The 19279-nt window shown below is 71.2% G+C and carries 17 protein-coding genes; 7 read left to right on the forward strand and 10 right to left on the reverse strand.

Annotation, left to right across the window (positions count from 1 at the left end):
* The first annotated feature begins 78 nt into the window (after positions 1-78).
* Positions 79-1122, forward strand: a complete 1044-nt coding sequence (locus ACN20J_RS40120) for a bile acid:sodium symporter family protein (RefSeq protein WP_419667820.1) — start codon at positions 79-81, stop codon at positions 1120-1122.
* Here ACN20J_RS40120 and ACN20J_RS40125 read toward each other — a convergent pair.
* The 4 genes from ACN20J_RS40125 to ACN20J_RS40140 form a co-directional block, all read right to left on the reverse strand.
* Positions 1061-2296: a DUF4185 domain-containing protein gene (locus tag ACN20J_RS40125; RefSeq protein WP_419667821.1), complete on the reverse strand. Its 1236-nt coding sequence runs from the start codon at positions 2294-2296 to the stop codon at positions 1061-1063. The genes ACN20J_RS40120 and ACN20J_RS40125 overlap by 62 nt on opposite strands.
* 10 nt (positions 2297-2306) lie before the next feature.
* Positions 2307-4310: an exo-alpha-sialidase gene (locus ACN20J_RS40130; protein ID WP_419667822.1), complete on the reverse strand. Its 2004-nt coding sequence runs from the start codon at positions 4308-4310 to the stop codon at positions 2307-2309.
* A gap of 329 nt (positions 4311-4639) precedes the next feature.
* Complete coding sequence (locus ACN20J_RS40135; RefSeq protein WP_419667823.1) at positions 4640-5401, reverse strand: collagen-like protein; 762 nt, start codon at positions 5399-5401, stop codon at positions 4640-4642.
* Positions 5398-5670: a hypothetical protein gene (locus ACN20J_RS40140; protein ID WP_055616762.1), complete on the reverse strand. Its 273-nt coding sequence runs from the start codon at positions 5668-5670 to the stop codon at positions 5398-5400. The genes ACN20J_RS40135 and ACN20J_RS40140 overlap by 4 nt, the downstream gene beginning before the upstream one ends.
* 258 nt (positions 5671-5928) lie before the next feature.
* On the opposite strand from ACN20J_RS40140, the gene ACN20J_RS40145 reads away from it, so the two are divergent.
* Positions 5929-6456, forward strand: coding sequence for an isochorismatase family protein (locus tag ACN20J_RS40145; RefSeq protein WP_361892735.1), 528 nt, complete (start codon positions 5929-5931; stop codon positions 6454-6456).
* 157 nt (positions 6457-6613) lie between these two features.
* Here the strand turns inward: ACN20J_RS40145 and fdhD are convergent, their stop codons facing one another.
* From fdhD to ACN20J_RS40170, 5 genes are read right to left on the reverse strand one after another with little or no spacing between them, the layout of a single operon-like run.
* Complete coding sequence (fdhD, locus tag ACN20J_RS40150; protein ID WP_361892538.1) at positions 6614-7477, reverse strand: formate dehydrogenase accessory sulfurtransferase FdhD; 864 nt, start codon at positions 7475-7477, stop codon at positions 6614-6616.
* 7 nt (positions 7478-7484) lie between these two features.
* A complete protein-coding gene (locus ACN20J_RS40155) occupies positions 7485-8345 on the reverse strand; it encodes a 2Fe-2S iron-sulfur cluster-binding protein (protein WP_189840974.1) in 861 nt (286 codons plus the stop codon).
* Positions 8342-10174 (reverse strand): NAD(P)H-dependent oxidoreductase subunit E, encoded by a 1833-nt coding sequence (locus tag ACN20J_RS40160; protein ID WP_419669043.1) that lies wholly within the window; start codon positions 10172-10174, stop codon positions 8342-8344. Before ACN20J_RS40160 ends, ACN20J_RS40155 begins: the two co-directional genes overlap by 4 nt.
* A 6-nt stretch (positions 10175-10180) precedes the next feature.
* Positions 10181-12106, reverse strand: coding sequence for a molybdopterin oxidoreductase family protein (locus ACN20J_RS40165; protein WP_419667824.1), 1926 nt, complete (start codon positions 12104-12106; stop codon positions 10181-10183).
* A gap of 57 nt (positions 12107-12163) precedes the next feature.
* Complete coding sequence (locus ACN20J_RS40170) at positions 12164-13135, reverse strand: 2-dehydropantoate 2-reductase (RefSeq protein WP_419667825.1); 972 nt, start codon at positions 13133-13135, stop codon at positions 12164-12166.
* A 361-nt stretch (positions 13136-13496) separates the two neighbouring features.
* Here ACN20J_RS40170 and ACN20J_RS40175 point away from each other — a divergent pair, with 361 nt between their 5' ends.
* The 4 genes from ACN20J_RS40175 to ACN20J_RS40190 all read left to right on the forward strand — a co-directional run bounded on the left by ACN20J_RS40175 (position 13497) and on the right by ACN20J_RS40190 (position 16871).
* Entirely contained in the window at positions 13497-14828 is a 1332-nt protein-coding gene (locus ACN20J_RS40175) for an OFA family MFS transporter (protein ID WP_361918639.1), read from the forward strand.
* Positions 14800-14946 carry an MFS transporter small subunit gene (locus tag ACN20J_RS40180; protein WP_419667826.1) on the forward strand — a complete coding sequence of 49 codons (147 nt, stop codon included), beginning with the start codon at positions 14800-14802 and terminating at the stop codon, positions 14944-14946. The genes ACN20J_RS40175 and ACN20J_RS40180 overlap by 29 nt, the downstream gene beginning before the upstream one ends.
* Before the next feature lie 136 nt (positions 14947-15082).
* Positions 15083-16021 carry a beta-ketoacyl-ACP synthase III gene (locus ACN20J_RS40185; protein ID WP_190227215.1) on the forward strand — a complete coding sequence of 313 codons (939 nt, stop codon included), beginning with the start codon at positions 15083-15085 and terminating at the stop codon, positions 16019-16021.
* Positions 16022-16193: 172 nt separating this feature from the next.
* Positions 16194-16871, forward strand: coding sequence for a GntR family transcriptional regulator (locus ACN20J_RS40190; protein WP_143640890.1), 678 nt, complete (start codon positions 16194-16196; stop codon positions 16869-16871).
* A 69-nt stretch (positions 16872-16940) separates the two neighbouring features.
* On the opposite strand, the gene ACN20J_RS40195 is transcribed toward ACN20J_RS40190, so the two are convergent.
* Entirely contained in the window at positions 16941-17765 is an 825-nt protein-coding gene (locus ACN20J_RS40195; protein ID WP_419667827.1) for an NAD(P)H-binding protein, read from the reverse strand.
* Positions 17766-17994: 229 nt separating this feature from the next.
* Between ACN20J_RS40195 and ACN20J_RS40200 the strand changes: the two genes are divergently transcribed.
* Positions 17995-19176 carry an ROK family transcriptional regulator gene (locus tag ACN20J_RS40200; protein WP_189841044.1) on the forward strand — a complete coding sequence of 394 codons (1182 nt, stop codon included), beginning with the start codon at positions 17995-17997 and terminating at the stop codon, positions 19174-19176.
* Positions 19177-19279 lie beyond the last annotated feature (103 nt).

Here is a 19279-nt window from a genome sequence, read left to right on the forward strand (position 1 = left end):
AGGGCACGAGCTGGCACTGAACCGCCGGCAGCGCACCGCCGGCATTGAACCGACTGATCGACTGAGCAACGGAGCACCGTGAAACGCCTGAAGTGGCCGTCCTGGCTGCCGATCGACCCGTACATCCTGCTACTGCTCGGGACGGTGGGGCTCGCCGCCCTTCTGCCTGCCCGGGGGACCGGAGCCGAGGTCGCGTCCGGCGCCTCCACCGCGGCGATCGCCTTCCTCTTCTTCCTTTACGGGGCCCGCCTGTCCACCCGCGAGGCGATGGACGGCGTACGGCACTGGCGGCTCCACATCACGGTCCTGGCCTGCACGTTCGTGCTGTTCCCGCTGCTCGGGCTGGCGGCCCGCGGCCTCGAACCGGTGATCCTGAACCACTCGCTCTACACCGGTCTGCTCTTCCTCACCCTGGTCCCGTCCACGGTCCAGTCCTCGATCGCCTTCACCTCGATGGCGCGCGGAAACGTTCCCGCCGCGATCTGCGCGGGCTCCTTCTCCTCCCTCGTGGGCATCGTGCTCACCCCGCTGCTCGCCGCGGCCCTTCTCGGCAGCAGCGGGGGCGGGTTCAGCGCCGACTCGCTGCTCAAGATCGTGCTCCAGCTGCTGGTGCCGTTCCTGGCCGGGCAGTTGCTGCGGCGCTGGATCGGCGGCTTCATCACGCGACACAAGAAGGTCCTCGGATACGTCGACCGCGGCTCGATCCTGCTCGTCGTCTATACAGCGTTCAGCGAGGGCATGGTGCAGGGCATCTGGCACCAGGTCAGCCCGCTGCGCCTGGGCGGTCTGCTCGCGGTCGAGGCCGTGCTGCTCGCCGTGATGCTGGCGCTCACCTGGTACGGCTCGAAGGCGCTCGGCTTCAACCGCGAGGACCGCATCGCCATCCAGTTCGCCGGGTCGAAGAAGTCCCTGGCGTCCGGACTGCCCATGGCGAGCGTGCTGTTCGGCGCCCACGCCTCGCTGGCCGTCCTGCCGCTGATGCTCTTCCATCAGATGCAGCTCATGGTCTGCGCGGTCATCGCCAAACGCCGCTCCCGCGACCCCGAGGCGGAGCAGCCCGTCAGCCCGGTCCCAGCCGCAGAGTCACGAATCGCGGTCGGTACAGGGACACGTTCCGGCTGAGGTTCGCCTGCGCCGCGACACCGCCGTTCGCGTCCAGCCAGTTGACGTCGTAGCTGAGCACGAGCCTGCCCCGGCTCACCGTCGGATGGAGCTGCGGGTTGTACGCGGCCACGCCCGCCCGCTGCTCCGGCAGCGGCGGGCTGAAACCCTTGCCGGGCCCGTGCCAGGGCCCGGTGGGGGAGCACGCCCAGTACGAGGTGATGGTCGTCAGCCCCTCGGCGCCCGCCGCCATCGTGAACAGCACATAGGTGCCCCCGTCCCGGGCGACCGTGAAGGCACTGCCCACCCCCTTGCGTCCGCCGTCGCCCAGCACGGGCTTCATGAGCGAGGGGATGGTCCACCGCTCGCCGTCCCAGTACCGCCACGCGCCGGGATCCGCCAGGCGGCCCCGGGGCACCCGTGCGACGTACGCCTTCGACGCGGGCTGGGCAGCGGCCCGCGCGTCGTCGCCGCCGAAGACGTACGTCCAGTCCCCGTCGTCGGTCAGCGCGGTCGTGCCGAACAGCACCCGCTGCGCCGGGTCCTGGACCCGCTGCTGGTCGAGGACCCGCACAATGCCTTCGAGCCGCAGGTCGGGCAGCGAGAGCGTGGCCACCTCGGTGGCCGTCGGCACCCCGTAGATCCAGGGGTACGTGCCGGTCGTACGCGTCCACAGCACGACCCGTACGACCTGCTCGGACGAGCCGGGGGAGCGGGGCTCGACGCGGGCGGCCACCGGCCAGCGCCACTGGCCCGGGGCCGGGTCCGCGAACAGCGGTGCGGGCAGCGTGCGTTGGAGACGGCCGTCCTCCATGACCACGGCCGAGTTGCGCACCAGGGGCGCGGTCGTGTCCCGCCACGCGTAGGACTCGCCCGCCGGGTTCGGCGGCCGGTACACCTGGCCGAGATACGTGTCCGAGAACAGCCACAGCACCCGGCCGTCCGGCAGCCGCACCGAGTGCGTGCCGTCGCCGCCGGTCCAGTCGTCGGCCCGCGAGGCGTCGTCCCCGTACCGCGCGAACTCGCCCGTGAGGTCCCGGTCCGCGGCCCAGGAGGCGACCGTACGGGCCCGGCAGGCGCCCTCCCGGTCGTCGTCCTCCGGGAGGGCGGTGAGCAGCACGGCGCCGAGGACCAGGGCCAGGAGCAGGCCCAGCCCGGTCCCCGTTCGCTGTCGTGCTCGTGCGTCGTCGGGCACGCCCGGGACGTTAGTGGCTGCCGCCCACCCGGTCCATGGGCAGCCACAGCACGGTGTCCCGGGTCACAGGCGCGTTCGTCGTGCGGACGCCGGTCAACTCGGCGTCGCTCAGCGCCCGGTCGTAGACCCGGACGTCGTCGATCGCGCCGGTGAAGTGCGCCCGGCTGTCCAGCTTCTGACCGATGTGCACTCCGAACGGCGAGTTGCGGCTCACGGAACCCGGCACGTCCGCTGTGCTGATCGCGGTCCCGTCGATGAACAGCGTGAGCTGTCCTCCGCCGCGCCGCAGCGCCAGATGGTGCCACTGCCCGTCGTTGTACGCGCCGGTCGTGCGCACGGACGCGGACCGCGGGGCGCTCGCGCCGTCCCGCACCGTGATCAGGCCCTGGAGGCGCCCGCTCGCGGGTTCGCCGCGCAGCCACACCTGCGGCTGGGTGCCGCCGACCCCGCCCATCCACAGCAGGGGCTGCTCACCGGTGGTGGCGGTGTAGCGGAACCACAGCGACGCGGTGAAGTCCTTCGTCCCGAGCGGCAGTTGGTCACGGTAGGGCAGGCGTACGGCGTCGTCGGTGCCGTCGAACTCGAGGGCGCCGCCGAACACGCCGTCCGTCTCCCCGGCCCCGCCGAGGACCGCTGCGCGGGCTGCGTGCGGGGCACGGTCGGCGGTGGTCGGGTCCGGGCCGCGGCGGGGCTGCAACCAGTCCTCGGTGAACCGCGCGAACCGGATCTCGTCGCGCGCGTCCACGGCGCCGCCCTCGTACATCAGGCCCACCGTGCTGCCACCGATGCCCACCATGTCCGAGTAGCCGGACCAGTCCGTGGTGACGACCGTGCCCCGGTCCACGCTGTCCCAGGTGCGCCCGCCGTCGTAGGAGGAGCGGACCATCATCGTGCGGCGGCGGTCCGGGTCACCGGGGCAGGCGAGCAGGATCCGGTTGCCCAACCGCAGTGTGGAGCCCTGCACCTGGGGCGTGTAGAGGTCCGGGAGCGCACGGAAGGGCGAGGTGAAGCTGTCGCCGCCGTCGCGGCTGAACGCCTGCGTGCGGTGCCCGAGATCGGTGCCGTCCTGCTCGCGGCCGCTGACGAGGATCGTCCCGTCGGCGCCCTCGGTCATCGTCATCTCGGACGGCTTCTGCCGGAACGTGCCGTCGTCCGCGATCGGCCACGAGTCGCTCGCCCCGATCCGCCAGTGGTCGCCGCCGTCGTCGCTGACGATGAGCGCGGCGTGGTTGGCGCTCACCCGACTGCCGTTCCACGTCTCGGTGTTGACCCCGAAGACCAGCCGGCCCGCGTGCCTGCCCCGGGTCAGCTGGATGCCGTGGACGGGACCGGTCGCGTACCAGGAGTTCCAGTGGGCGGGCAGGATCTCGTCGCTGAGGTCGCGCGGCTCGGACCAGGTGCGGCCGTCGTCGTCGCTGTGCTGCATGTGCGGGGTGCGGTCGCACGGCACATCGCAGTTGCGGCCGTCCGTACGGCCCGTGTTGTACGTCTCCGCCAGTACGACGCGGCCGGTCTCGCGGTCCACGATCGGGGCGGGGTTGCCGTGCGTGTCGCCCGCGCCCTCGTTGACGACCTGGAGGGGGCCCCAGGTGCGACCGCCGTCGGTGGAGCGCTTGAGCACGATGTCTATGTCACCGGCGTCGCTGCAGTCGTTCACCCGGCCCTCGGCGAACGCGAGGAGCGTCCCCTTCGTGGTCTTCACGACGGCCGGGATGCGGTAGCAGGCGTAACCGGGATCCTGGGAGGCCTTGAAGAGCACCTGTTGCTCGAACCCGGTGGCCGCCGATGACGCGGAGGCCACCGAGGCCGATGACGTGGAGGACAGGGAAGACGCGCCGGACCTCGTGGATTCGGCGGGCCCGGCGGCCGGTTGGGCGTGCGCGGTGCCCGGCAGCCCGAGCAGCGCGGTCGAGACGAGGACCGCTGTCAGGGTGGCGCCGAGGCGTGTGCGAGCGGTGGGATCGAGGCCTGCGCGAGCAGTGGATCTGAGACGTGCGCGAATGCTTGACGGCATGGTGCGACCTGCCCTTCATGCGTCTGGACATCTGGATACGTCAGGACATCAAGATAGGTCTGGACATCTGGACATCCCACGTCCAACGTGCGCGCCACAGACGCTACTTGGGCTCTCAGGCACCCCACAAGAAGCGTGCACGGGTCGTGCCGGGGGAAGTTGGCGCACGGCGGACGAGGGATCGGTGCCGCTTGGTGGTGCGCGCCTCCCCTCGGCGGTCGGGCGGTTCGCGTTCCGGCGGTCGGGCGGGTTCCGTTCCGTGGTCCTCGGAGCCCGCCCGGAGACTGTGGAACACCCGCTGCCGCGGTCGGGTGACCACGCGGGCCGGGCTAGGCGAGTTCCCTCCGTCGGAGCAGCGGCGGTGGCACCGGGAGAAGTCCCGCGGGTTCGGGGGCTGGGGCGGCCCCGCCGCCTCGGCGGCAGACCAGCGCGTCCGGGTCGCCGGCGGGGGCCTGGAGGCTGTAGCCGTCCGGGCACGGGGCCCCGGGGTCGCCCGGCTCCCCCTTCTCGCCCTTGGGGCCGGGATCACCCTTCGGCCCCTGATAGCCCTGCGAGCCGTCGGAACCGGGCGGCCCGGCAGGCCCTCCTGCTCCGTCCGTGCCGTTCGCCCCGTTCAGGCCGTCGACGCCCGCGGGACCCGGCTCGCCGGGCTCTCCGGAGGGCCCGGCAGGGCCCGGCGAGCCCGACGGTCCGGGCGGCCCGCTCTCGCCGCGCGGTCCGCGCTGACCGCCGGGACCGGGTGCACCGCCCGCTCCGGTCGCGCCCCGGTCGCCCTTGGCGCCGGGCGAGCCGGGGGCGGCGGCCGGCACACGCACCCGGTCGAGCAGGTCGTCCACGGCGTCGGACGGATCGGGTGCGGCCGGGGTGCCGCCGCCGGCCTCGACCTGGGCGCGCAGATCGCGTACGTCCTGCGCCAGCGTCGACACGGCCTCGCCGCGCCGGTCCGCCTCGGCGCGCAGATCGTCGGCCCTGCGGTCACCGGCGTCGATCCGGGCCCACAGGATGACCGCGATGCCGCACAGCGCGATCAGCACGCAGACGAGGAAGATGCTGCGCCAGCGCGGGGCAAGCAGCCGCTGGAACCGGGTCACGGCGCTCCTCCCAGTCGGTGGATGTCGAGTCGCAGACGGGCGATCTCCGACTGGTCGGCGGTGTGCATCGTCGACAACTCGTCGATGCGCGTGTCACGTTCGGCGATCTGGCGCTCCAGCCGGTCGCGCTCGGACTGGAGCTTCTCGGTCAGGCTCGAGTAACCGTTCAGGGCGTTCTCGCCCCGCTTCCCCAAATACGCCACGACGGCCGCGCCCAGCACGCCCGCGCAGGCAAGTAACGAGCCGAGCAGGGTGGTGCCGGCATCCAAGTAACTGCCTCCTACCTGGACGACGGGCCGTGCGTACGGGGCCCGTTCGAGGTTGTCCGGAGCAACGAGGCAAGTGCCTCCGGGGTACGCGCCCGCCCCGGTCGTACCTCCGGACGGGTGCTGACGGAGCGTCATACCCGGCTGTACCACCGGTTGGCGGGGAAGGGGTCCAACCCGAGCAGTTCACGGGCCTGTTGATCCGGATTTCCGGTACGGACGGCTGATGCGGGCTAACGTTCCGTCATGAACGCACCGGACATGGAACCCCGCCTGGCCCTCGACCCCGCACACACCGCCCTCGTGCTGGTCGATCTGATGGACCGCATCGTCGGACTGCCCCTGGAGCCCCACAAGGGGACCGAAGTCCTCGCCGTCGCCGAGGAGTTGGCGTCCGCCTTCCGGCAGGTGGGCGCGCTCGTCGTCCTCGTGCGTGTGGAGCGGCCCGGTGTCCACGAGCAGCCGCCCGGCAGCGGTCTGGTCGCGGGGCTCGCGGCGGAGGGTGACATCGAGATCGTGAAGCGGACCATCGGCGGCTTCCAGGGCACGGGGCTGCACGAGCGGCTCCGCGAACACGGCATCTCCACACTGGTGTTCGGCGGAATCGCCACCAACCTCGGCGTCGAGTCCACCGCCCGCGCCGCAGGCGACCTCGGCTACGACCTCGTCTTCGTCGAGAACGCCATGGCCGCCCTCACGGGCCCCGAACACGAGGCCTCGGTGAAGCTGGACTTCCCGCGCCTGGGCACGGTCGTTGCGGCTTCCGAGGTGCGGTTCGCCGGGGCGTGAACGGGGTGCGGGCCGGCTGCTCGCCCGCGAGTGGGCTCTCGGTACAGGCTTCGCGCCCCGGAGGCGAACCGAGCGCCGATGAACAGCGGGCCCCCTCCGGCGCAGGGGGCGCTCCCCGCCGGATGGGGGCCCCGCCGCCGTGCAGCGGGGAGACCGGTCAGCCCTGGGAGGCCGTGGCCCGCAGGGCGATGCGGTGCTCGCCCGCGTACACGTTCATGGAGGTGCCCCGCAGGAAGCCGACCAGCGTCAGGTTCGACTCGGCGGCCAGGTCCACCGCGAGCGAGGACGGCGCCGAGACGGCCGCGAGGAACGGGATGCCCGCCATCACGGCCTTCTGGGCCAGCTCGAAGGAGGCCCGGCCCGAGACGAGCAGGATCGTGCGGGAGAGCGGCAGCGAGCCGTTCTGGAGGGCGCGGCCGACCAGCTTGTCGACCGCGTTGTGCCGGCCCACGTCCTCCCGGATGTCGACGAGTTCGCCGTCCTCCGTGAACAGCGCCGCCGCGTGCAGACCCCCGGTCCGGTCGAACACGCGCTGCGCCGCGCGCAGCCGGTCGGGGAGGCTCGCGAGCAGTTCGGGTTCGAGCCGCACCGGGGGAGCCGTGTCGCCCGCCGTGTCGTCGATCGACCAGCGGGCGGTCGTACGGACCGCGTCCAGGCTCGCCTTGCCGCACAGGCCGCAGGACGAGGTCGTGTACACGTTGCGTTCGAGGGTGATGTCGGGGATGACGACGCCGGGCGCGGTCCGCACGTCGACGATGTTGTACGTGTTCGAGCCGTCCACCGTGGCGCCCGCGCAGTAGACGATGTTCTGCAGCTCCTCGGCCGCGCCCAGCACCCCCTCGCTGACCAGGAAGCCCGCCGCGAGCGCGAAGTCGTCGCCCGGGGTGCGCATCGTGATCGCGAGGGGTTTGCCGTTGAGGCGGATCTCCAGTGGCTCCTCGGCGACGAGCGTGTCCGGGCGGGTGGAGACCGCCCCGTCCCGGATGCGGATCACCTTGCGTCGTTCCGTGACTCGTCCCATGTCCTGATCAGTCCCGGTTCTGTACGTGCTGGTAGCCGAAGCGGCCCTTGATGCAGAGGTTGCCGTGGGTCACCGGGTTGTCGTGCGGCGAGGTGACCTTCACGATCTCATTGTCCTGCACGTGCAGGGTGAGGTTGCAGCCCACTCCGCAGTAGGCGCACACCGTGGTCGTCTCGGTCTGCGCCGGCTCGTCCCACGTACCCGCCGCCCGCATGTCGAACTCCGACTTGAACGACAGCGCGCCCGTCGGGCACACCTCGATGCAGTTGCCGCAGTACACGCACGCCGAGTCGGTGAGCGGCGCGTCGTGCTCGACGGCGATCCGGGCGTCGAAGCCGCGCCCGGTGACCGAGATCGCGAAGGTGTTCTGCCACTGGTCGCCGCAGGCGTCCACGCACTTGTAGCAGAGGATGCACTTGTCGTAGTCGCGCACGTACAGGTCGTTGTCGACCTTCGGCTCCTCGTTGAGACGGGCCGCGTCCGGGCCGAAGCGGTCGGGCTTCGCCTCGTACTCCTTGAGCCACCCGGCGACCTCCGGTGTGGTCGACAGGTCGACCGAGGACGCGAGGAGTTCGAGGACGATCTTGCGGCTGTGCCGGGCGCGCTCGCTGTCCGTCCGCACCTGCATGCCCGCCTCGGCCTTTCGGGAGCACGCCGGGACGAGGGTGCGTGCGCCCTCGACCTCGACGACGCAGACGCGGCACGCGTTCTTGGGGGTGAGCGTGTCCCCTTGGCAGAGGGTCGGGACGTCCTTGCCCACCGACCGGCAGGCGTCGAGGATCGTCGACCCCTCCGGGGCCCGCACGGGCTCACCGTCGATCGTGAACTCCAGCAGACGGCGGGGGATCCCCAGCGGTATCAAGGTCATTCGTACGCCCCCAGGCGGTCGATGGCGGATTCCACGGCGTTCCACGCGGTCTGCCCGAGACCGCAGATCGAGGCGTCCTTCATGGCGCGGCCCACCTCGCGGAGCAGGGCGATGTCGGACGCCGCGTCCGCGCCCGTCCGCTCGACGATGCGGTGCAGCGCCTCCTCCTGGCGCACGGTCCCGACCCGGCACGGCACGCACTGCCCGCAGGACTCGTCGCGGAAGAACTCGGCGATCCGCAGCAGCAGACGCGGCAGCGGCACGGTGTCGTCGAAGGCCAGCACGACCCCGGAGCCGAGCGTCGCGCCCGCCTCCCGCGTCCCCTCGAAGGTGAGCGGGATGTCCAGCTCGTCGGGCCGTACGAAACCACCGGCAGCGCCGCCCAGCAGCACCGCGCGCAAACGTTTACGTACGCCCGCGAGGTCCAGCAGCTCGCCGAGCGTCGCGCCGAACGGCAGCTCGTAGATGCCGGGCCGGTCCACGCTGCCCGACACACAGAACAGCTTCGGTCCCGTGGATTTCCCGGTGCCGATCGCCGCGTACGCCTGCGACCCCATCGTGAGGATGGGCAGCACGTTGACCAGCGTCTCGACGTTGTTCTCGGCAGTGGGTTTGCCGAACAAACCCTTCTCTACGGGGAAGGGCGGTTTCGACCGGGGCTCTCCTCTGTACCCCTCTATGGAGTTGAAGAGAGCGGTCTCCTCGCCGCAGATGTACGCGCCCGCGCCGCGCCGGATCTCGATGTCGAAGGCGTACCCCTGGCCGAGGACGTCGTCGCCGAGCAGCCCACGCGCGCGTGCCTGCCCGATGGCGTGCTCCATGCGTTCCAGTGCCCGCGGGTACTCGCCGCGCAGATACAGATAGCCCTTGTGCGCCCCGACCGCGTAGCCCGCGATCGTCATCGCCTCCACGAGGGAGTACGGGTCGCCCTCCATGACCACGCGGTCCTTGAAGGTGCCCGGCTCGGACTCGTCGGCGTTGCAGACGAGGTAGTGCGGATGGTCGGGCTGCGACGCCGTGGCCTGCCATTTGCGGCCGGTGGGGAAGGCGGCGCCGCCGCGCCCGACCAGGCCCGCGTCGGTGACCTCGCGGATGACCCCGGCGGGGCCGATCGCGAAGGCCTGCCGCAGGGCCGTGTAGCCGCCGTGCGCCCGGTAGTCGTCCAGCGAGGCCGGGTCGACCACGCCGACGCGGCTCAGCAGCACGAGCTCCTCACGGCCCGCCCGGCCCGCCTGGGGTACCGCCAGGGCCGCCGGCGGCTCCTCTGGCGCCGAGTCGGGCGCGCTCGCCGCGAGCACGGCCCGCTCGACGGTCGCGGGCGCCGACACGGCCGTACGCACCGGATCCCCGGCCTTGATCGCCAGCGCGGCCGGAGCCCGCTCGCACAGACCGAGGCACGGGCTGCGCTCGACGCTCACGCCGCTGCCCAGGCCGAGCCTGGCCTCGACGCCCGCGCACAGTTCCGATGCCCCCGCCGCCGCGCACGCGAGGTCCGTGCACACGTGCAGGACCGTCGCGGGCCGCGGCTTGACCGAGAACATCGCGTAGAAGGTGGCGACCCCGTAGGCCTCCGCCGGCGGCACGGTCAGCCGTCGGCAGAGGTAGTCGAGGGCGCCCTCGCTGATCCAGCCGATCCGGTCGTTGACGGCGTGCAGCCCCGGCAACAGCAGGTCACGGCGTTCCCGGGCCTCACGCCCGCCGCGTGCCCACCTCAGGTCGGCGTCGGAACGGTCGGCGCCCTCCCACGAAGACTCCGGAGGACCGAGCAGTGCGTCGACCGCCGCCCGCTCCTCGTCCGTCGGTTTGCTGTCACCGAAGCGCAGGTCCACCACACATCACCTCACTTGAATAGCAACCGGCAGCTTGTCGATCCGGATCGCCGACGCCTTGAACTCCGCCGTCCCCGCGATCGGGCAATTGGCCTCGATCGTCAGCTGGTTCGTGTCCACCTCGTCGGGAAAGTGCATGGTCATGAACGCGAGCCCGGGCCGCAGCGCGGTGTCGACCCACACCGGCGCCACCACCGCCCCGCGCCGCGAGGAGATCCGGACCTCCTCGCCGACCACCACGCCGTAGCGCTCCGCGTCCTCCGGGCACAGCTCCACGTACTCACCGCGCCGCAGCGGCGAAGCGAAACCGCCGCTCTGCACCCCGGTGTTGTACGAGTCGAGCCGTCGCCCGGTGGTCAGGCGGATCGGGTACTGCTCGTCCGTCAGGTCGACGGGCGGGTCGTGCTGGACCAGCCCGAAAGGCGCGAGCCGGCCGCGCTCGGCCGGGTCGGACGCCCACAACCGCCCGTGCAGATAGGTCGGTTCGAGCCGGTCCGTCTCCGGGCACGGCCACTGGATGCCCTGGTGCTCCTCCAGCCGCTCGTACGTCATCCCGAAGTGGTCAGGGGACACCGACCGCAGCTCGTTCCACACGGCCTCGGAGTCCGCGTACTTCCACTCGTGGCCCATTCGGGAGGCGAGGTCGCAGAGGATGTCGATGTCCTCGCGGGCCTCACCGGGCGGGACCACCGCCCGGCGCACCCGCTGAACGCGCCGCTCGCTGTTGGTGGTCGTGCCCTCGGTCTCTGCCCAGCCGGCCGTCGCGGGCAGGACGACGTCCGCGAGCTCGGCCGTCTTCGTCAGGAAGATGTCCTGGACGACGAGGAAGTCGAGGGCCCGCATACGCCGTATCGCCTGCTCGCTGTCGGCCTCCGACTGCGCCGGGTTCTCCCCGATGCAGTAGACGGCCTTGAGCGCGCCCTCCTCCATGGCCTCGAACATCTCGGTGAGGTTCATCCCGTAGTGGGGCTGGATGACGGTGTCCCAGGCGGACTCGAACTTCAGCCGGGTGTCCGGGTCGAGGATGTCCTGGAAGCCGGGCAGCCGGTTCGGGATGGCGCCCATGTCGCCGCCGCCCTGCACGTTGTTCTGCCCGCGCAGGGGCTGCAGCCCGGAGCCGAACCGGCCCACATGGCCCGTCAGGAGCGACAGGTTGATGAGCGCGCGGACGTTGTCCGTGCCGTTGTGGTGCTCGGTGATGCCGAGCGTCCAGCACAGCTGGGCTCGCTCGGCGCGGGCGTAGGCGTGCGCCAACTCCCTTATCGCGGCGGCCGGTACGCCCGTCACCTTCTCGGCGAGGGACAGCGTCCAGGGCTCTACGAGTTGCTTGTACTCCTCGAAGCCGGTGGTCGCCCGCTCGATGAACGCGTCGTTGGCCAGCCCCGCCCGGATGATCTCGCGGCCGATCGCGTGCGCCATCGGGATGTCCGTGCCGACGTTCAGCCCGAGCCAGCTCTCCGCCCACTCGGCCGTGGACGTGCGGCGCGGGTCGACCGCGTACATCCGGGCGCCGTTCCTGATGCCCTTCAGGACGTGATGGAAGAAGATCGGGTGCGCGAAACGGGCGTTGGAACCCCACATCACGATGAGGTCGCTGTGCTCGACCTCGGCGTACGAGGAGGTGCCGCCGCCGGATCCGAAGGCGGCCGACAGGCCCGCCACGCTGGGCGCGTGGCAGGTCCGGTTGCAGGAGTCGACGTTGTTGGTGCCCATGACCACGCGGGCGAACTTCTGGGCCACGTAGTTCATCTCGTTGGTCGCGCGGGCGCAGGAGAACATGCCGAACGCGTCGCGTGCCGCGCCGAGGCCACGGGCGGCGCGGTCCAGGGCCTCGTCCCAACTCGCCCTGCGGAAGGGCTCGTCGCGCGAGTCGCGGACCAGCGGATACTCGAGTCGGGTGTAGGTCTTGGGAGTTCGGTCGCGCTTCCTCATGCGGTGGTCCTCACGGTCCTCATGCGGGTGCTGATGGCGGTCCTCATGCGGCTGTCCTCATGCGGCTGTCCTCAGGGCGAGGAGGTCCGAGATGGCGTGGACGGTACGGAGCGTGGGCACCGGGACGTCGGTGATCTCCGCGAGTTCGACGACGGCGGCGAGCAGCACGTCGAGTTCGAGCGGTTTGCCGCGTTCCAGGTCCTGGAGCGTCGAGGTGCGGTGGTCGCCGACGCGCTCCGCGCCGGCCAGCCGCCGTTCGATGGAGACGCCCACCTCGCAGCCCAGCGCCTCGGCGACCGCGAGCGTCTCGGTCATCATGATCTCGATGACCCGGCGCGTACCGCCGTGCAGGCACATCTGCCGCATGGTCGCGCGGGCCAGGGCGCTGATGGGGTTGAAGGAGATGTTGCCGAGCAGCTTGAGCCAGATGTCGTTGCGCAGGTCCGGCTCGACGGGGCACTTGAGTCCGCCCGCGACCATGGCCTCGCTGAACGCCGCACAGCGCGTCGAGACCGAGCGGTCGGGCTCCCCGATGGAGAACCGGGTGCCTTCCAAGTGGCGGACGACTCCCGGTCCTTCCAGCTCGGTCGCCGCGTAGACGACGCAGCCGATGGCCCGTTCGGGCGCGATCACCGCACTGACCGCGCCGCCCGGGTCCACGCTCTCGACCCGGTGGCCGTCGTGCGGGCCGCCGTGCCGGTGGAAGTACCACCAGGGGATGCCGTTCTGAGCGGCGATCACCGCTGTCGTGTCGTTCAGGAGAGGCTCGATGAGCGGCCCGCACGCCGCGTACAAGTTGGCCTTCAGGCCCAGGAAGACGAAGTCGACCGGGCCGACCTCGGCCGGGTCGTCGGTGGCGTGCGTCCGCGAGGTGAAGTCGCCGCGCGGGCTGAGCACTCGCACTCCGTGCTGCCTCATGGCCGCGAGATGCGGTCCACGGGCGATGAGGTGCACATCGGCACCCGCGCGATGCAGCGCGGCACCGACGTAGGCGCCGATAGCACCGGCGCCGAGAACTGCCACTTTCACTTGGGGGCTCCGTTCGGTCGAGGGTACCGAGGAGACGCTGAACAGCGTTGAACCATGTCGACTGAATATTGTCTACAGTATGGGAGTTGGGGCAGCAAGGGTTCGCGCAGCACCTGCGACAGGCTCGGGGGCTCCACCGGGTATCGCCGAACACGGCCCGGGGGTTCGCTGAGCGTCGCGCCCCGAACACCCTTGGTGGAGCAGTCGAGTTCGGCCACGTTCCGATGGCGCGGCGCCCGAATGCCGTTCGTCGGACCGAACCGACCGTTCGTCGCGCACGGCATACCGTTCACCGCACACGGGATACGCGTTCGTGTGGCCGTCTTCCCAACCGGCCGACCGGTTCCTATCGTCCGGGATCATGAGTCCCCCTGTAGCCCCACCGGGCTGGAGCCGCTGGCTGGTCCCGCCCGCGGCCCTGTCGGTCCACCTCTCCATCGGACAGGCCTACGCCTGGTCCGTGTTCAAGCCGTCCCTGGAGTCCGCGCTCGACCTCAGCGGCACCCAGAGCGCCCTGCCCTTCCAGCTCGGCATCGTGATGCTCGGCCTGTCCGCCGCGTTCGGCGGCACACTCGTCGAGCGCAACGGGCCGCGCTGGGCGATGACGGTCGCCCTGATCTGCTTCTCGTCGGGCTTCCTGATCTCCGCGCTCGGCGCCGCCACCGAGCAGTACTGGCTGATCGTCTTCGGCTACGGCTTCGTCGGCGGCATCGGCCTGGGCATCGGCTACATCTCGCCCGTCTCCACGCTCATCAAGTGGTTCCCGGACAGGCCCGGCATGGCCACCGGCATCGCCATCATGGGCTTCGGCGGCGGCGCGCTCATCGCCTCGCCGTGGTCAGCGCAGATGCTGGAGTCCTTCGGCTCCGACAGCTCCGGCATCGCCCAGGCCTTCCTCGTGCACGGACTGACGTACGCCCTCTTCATGTCCCTCGGCGTGTTCCTGGTCCGCGTGCCGCGCCCCACGAAGACCGCTGCCGACGGCACTCCGGCGCCACTCCAGGGCGTACAGGTCTCCGCGAACAGCGCCATACGCACCCCGCAGTTCTGGTGCCTGTGGGTGGTGCTCTGCATGAACGTGACCGCGGGCATCGGCATCCTGGAGAAGGCCGCCCCGATGATCACGGACTTCTTCTCGGACACCTCCACACCCGTCTCGGTGTCGGCGGCGGCCGGGTTCGTCGCGCTGCTCTCGGCGGCGAACATGGCGGGCCGTATCGGCTGGTCGTCGACGTCCGACCTGATCGGGCGCAAGAACATCTACCGCGTCTACCTGGGTGTCGGCGCGCTGATGTACGCCCTCATCGCCTGGGTCGGGGACTCCTCGAAGCCGCTGTTCATCTGCTGCGCCCTGGTGATCCTCTCCTTCTACGGAGGCGGCTTCGCGACCATCCCCGCCTACCTCAAGGACCTCTTCGGGACCTACCAGGTCGGCGCGATCCACGGGCGGCTGCTCACCGCCTGGTCGACCGCCGGAGTCCTCGGACCACTCATCGTCAACTGGATCGCGGACCGGCAGGAGGAAGCCGGCAAATCCGGAGCGTCCCTCTACGGAGTGTCACTGATCATCATGATCGGGCTGCTCGTGGTCGGCTTCGTCGCCAACGAACTCGTCCGCCCGGTCAACGCCCGCCATCACATCCCCGCCCAGAGGGAGGCCCCCGATGTCCACGAGCGACAGCAGTCCGCCTGAGGGCAGCGCGCCAGACCGTCGTCCGTTGATCGCCTTCGCCTGGCTCTGGGTGGGCGCTCCGCTGGCCTATGGTCTGTACGAGCTGGTGCAGAAGGCCACCCAATTGTTCACAGGGTAGGTGTTCGGGTGTCCGAGGGCCTGACAGAAGCCGACAAGGGTGGCACACCAATCCTGTGGCATTACGTGCCCTCGTACCCGTGAGTACCTGATCAGACTGGTGAGTCCCGTTACCCAGGCAACCAAGGGGACCGCCCATGAACGGCTCACGCATCGCCGCTGTCGGCCACTACCAGCCCGCCAGGATCCTCACCAACGAGGACCTGGCGGAACTGGTCGACACCAGCGACGAGTGGATCACGAGCCGGGTGGGCATCCGTACGCGGCACATCGCGGGCCCCGACGAACCGGTCGACGAGCTGGCCGCGCACGCGGCGGCCAAGGCCCTGGCGGCCGCCGGCCTCGCCCCCGACGACATCGACTTCGTCCTGGTGGCCACCTCCACCGCCGTCGACAAGTCGCCGAACATGGCCGCCCGGGTCGCCGCCCGCCTCGGCATCCCGTCGCCCGCCGCCATGGACGTCAACGTCGTCTGCGCGGGCTTCACGCACGCACTGGCCACCGCCGACCATGCCGTACGCGCGGGTGCCGCGACCCGGGTGCTGGTCATCGGCGCCGACAAGATGTCCGACGTGGCCGACTGGACGGACCGTACGACCTGTGTGCTCGTCGGGGACGGGGCGGGCGCCGCCGTCGTCGAGGCCGCCGAGGAGCCCGCCATCGGGCCCGTGCTGTGGGGCTCGGTGCCCGAGATGGGGCACGCGGTCCGCATCGAGGGCACCCCCTCGCGGTTCGCGCAGGAGGGCCAGAGCGTCTACCGCTGGGCGACCACCAAGCTCCCGTCCCTCGCGCGCGCGGCCTGCGAGCGCGCCGGTCTGACCCCCGAGGACCTTGCCGCGGTCGTGCTTCACCAGGCCAACCTGCGCATCATCGAGCCCCTCGCCGCGAAGATCGGCGCCGTGAACGCGGTCGTCGCGCGCGATGTCACCGAGTCGGGCAACACCTCCGCCGCCAGCATCCCGATCGCCCTGTCCAAGCTCGTCGAACGAGGCGAGATCTCCACCGGCGACCCGGTCCTGCTCTTCGGCTTCGGCGGCAACCTCTCGTACGCGGGACAGGTCATCCGCTGCCCGTGACGTGCGCGTACGCCGTCGAACGAGCCCCTCGCGACGGGCGTGTGACGAGGCCAACTCCCCTCCGGCCTGGCCATTGTGCGCCGTAGACTGTAGACGAAAGACAATTGATACTGGCTTTGAGGCTGCCGTGCTGCCGGCGCGCACGCCGCCGCTGCCCAGGAGGGGGACCGCGATGTTGTCGACCGGACTGCCGCAGGGGTCGGTGCCCAAGCTCGAACGGCCCGGTCCGCTCCGGGACCGTGTCTACGAAGCGCTGCTCGAACTGATCACGACACGTGCCCTGCAGCCCGGCCAGCATCTGGTCGAGAGCGAGTTGGCGGGGCACCTCGGGGTCTCCCGGCAGCCCGTGCGCGAGGCGCTGCAGCGGCTGAACACCGAGGGATGGGTCGATCTGCGGCCCGCCCAGGGCGCCTTCGTGCACGAGCCGACGGAGGCCGAGGCGGACCAACTCCTCACGGTGCGCACGCTGTTGGAGGCCGAGGCCGCCCGGCTCGCGGCGGCCAACACGGGCACGGCGGGCATCGCCGCCCTCGAGGAGCTGTGCGCCCAGGGCGAGGAAGCGGTCGGCGCCGACGACGTGGACGGGGCCGTCGCGATGAACGCCCGCTTCCACGCGAAGGTCATGGAGCTCGCCGGCAACACGGTCCTCGCCGAACTGGCCGCCCAGGTCGACCGGCGGGTCCGCTGGTACTACACGCCGGTCGCCCGGCAGCGCGGCCACCAGTCCTGGATCGAGCACCGCGACCTGATCGCCGCGATCGCCGCCCGTGACGAGCAGCGCGCGACCGAGGTCATGCGCACCCACACGGAGCACACGCGCCGGACCTACCACGCCCGCCCTCGCGACTGAGTGCCCACTGGAGGCGGCGTGGCCTTGCGCGCAGTTCCCCGCGCCCTTTGCGGGGCCGGAGCCTGCCCGTCAGAACGCGTTCGCGTGTTCCGTCGCCCACTGGCGGAACGTGCGTGGTGGTTGGCCCGTGACCTCCTCGACCGTGGGCAGGACCTGTGACTCGTCCAGGATCCCGTCGGCGAAGAAGCGGAGGAACGCCTGGGCGTACGGAGCCGGGAAGGCCGCCCCCAGCGCCTCGCGGGCCTCCTCGTCGGTGAGTCCGACGGTACGCAGCTCGCGGCCCAGCACCTCACCGAGGACGGCGATCTTGTCGGCGGGCAGCAGCGACTGAGGCCCCGTCAGGGTGTAGGCGTGGCCCGCGTGTTCGGGCGACAGGAGAGCCCGGGCGGCGACCTGGGCTATGTCGTACGGATCGATGTCCGCCGTACGGACATCGGGGAACGGCACGTGCACCTCGTCGCCCTTGCGTATCTGGTCGGCGAGCGACACCGCGTTGGACATGAAGCTCACGGGCCGCAGTAAGGTCCAGGCGAGCCCGGACTCGCGCACCCCGTCCTCCGCCGCCCGCAGATAGCGGGTGACCGCGTTGCCGTCGTCGACCGCCGCCGACTTTCCGGACAGCAGCACGACCCGCTCGACACCTGCCGCCCGCGCGTCGGCGAGGACGGCCCGCTGCCCCTCGTACCCGGGCATCAGGAACAGGGCCCGCACCCCGTCGAGAGCCTCCCGTACGGTCTCCGGGCGGTTCAGATCGCCGGCCACCCCCTCGGCGCCCTGGGGCAGCCCGGCCCCCTCGCCCGAACGGCTCATCGCCCGCACCGGCTCACCCGCGGCGGCCACCGCTCGCACCACACCGGCGCCGACGTTCCCCGTGGCACCCGTCACCAGGATCATGAGTTTCCCCCTCTCCCGCCCCGGGCCACGGCAGCCCGGAGCACAGGGTGCCCATCCTGCTGTGTCCTTCCGCGCGTGGCCACCGCTCCAACTCGCTTTGTCCTCTGAGTGGAAGAAGTAGTCAGCAATTCGTGCGCAACTTCTTCCCAGCTTCGGCAGCCGCTGCTACGTTCCACTCGAAAGCCAACGACGGCGGTGCCGATGAGGCGGGGAGGGGCTCGTGAGACGCATGACGGCGCGACCCGGAAACGCCCACCAGGCGCGGCTGCTCAGGCTGTTGCGTGACGGGGGTCCCAACTCGCGGGCCCAGCTGGGCGATCAGGTGGACCTCTCGCGGTCCAAACTGGCCGTCGAGGTCGAACGGCTGCTGGAAACGGGCCTTGTCGTGGCCGACGGACTCGCCGCCTCGCGCGGTGGCCGCCGCTCCCACAACATCCGGCTCGCTCCCGCGCTGCGCTTCCTCGGGGTCGACATCGGCGCCACCTCGGTCGATGTTGCCGTCACCAACGCGGAGCTCGAGGTGCTGGGGCACATCAACCAGCCCATGGACGTACGCGAGGGCCCGGTCGCGGTCTTCGAGCAAGTCCTGTCCATGGCAGCGAAGTTGAGGGCCTCGGGGCTCGCGGAGGGGTTCGACGGCGCCGGTATCGGCGTACCCGGGCCGGTCCGTTTCCCCGAGGGTGTTCCGGTCGCCCCGCCGATCATGCCGGGCTGGGACGGGTTCCCGGTCCGCGAGGCGCTGAGTCAGGACCTCGGCTGCCCCGTCATGGTCGACAACGACGTGAACCTGATGGCGATGGGGGAGCAGCACGCGGGCGTGGCCCGTTCCGTGGGCGACTTCCTCTGCGTCAAGATCGGTACCGGTATCGGCTGCGGGATCGTCGTCGGCGGTGAGGTCTATCGCGGTACGACGGGCAGCGCGGGCGACATCGGCCACATCCAGGCCGTGCCGGACGGCCGCCCGTGCGCGTGCGGCAACCGGGGCTGCCTGGAGGCCCACTTCAGCGGCGCCGCGCTCGCCCGCGACGCCACGGAAGCCGCCCAGCAGGGGCTTTCCCAGGAACTGGCGGCACGGCTGGAGGCGGCGGGCGCCCTGAGCGCCGTCGACGTCGCCGCCGCGGCTGCCGCGGGCGACGCCACCGCGCTCGATCTGATCCGCGAGGGCGGCAACCGCACCGGCCAGGTCATCGCCGGACTTGTCAGCTTCTTCAATCCGGGCCTGGTGGTGATCGGCGGCGGTGTGACCGGACTCGGCCACACCCTGCTCGCCGCGATCCGCACCCAGGTCTACCGCCAGTCGCTGCCCTTGGCGACCGGCAACCTCCCGATCGTGCTAGGGGAGTTGGGCCCCACCGCCGGAGTCATCGGCGCGGCCCGGCTCATCAGCGATCACCTCTTCTCACCCGCGTAACTCCTGCTTCCAGAGCCGCAAGAGCGTCACTTCTCCACGAGCCGCAAGAGCGCCACTTTTCGCCGAGCCGCACGAGCGGCACCTCCTTCTCAGGCGGTGCCGC

It is taken from the genome of Streptomyces sp. 2-1 (assembly GCF_048564895.1).
GTDB lineage: Bacteria > Actinomycetota > Actinomycetes > Streptomycetales > Streptomycetaceae > Streptomyces > Streptomyces phaeochromogenes.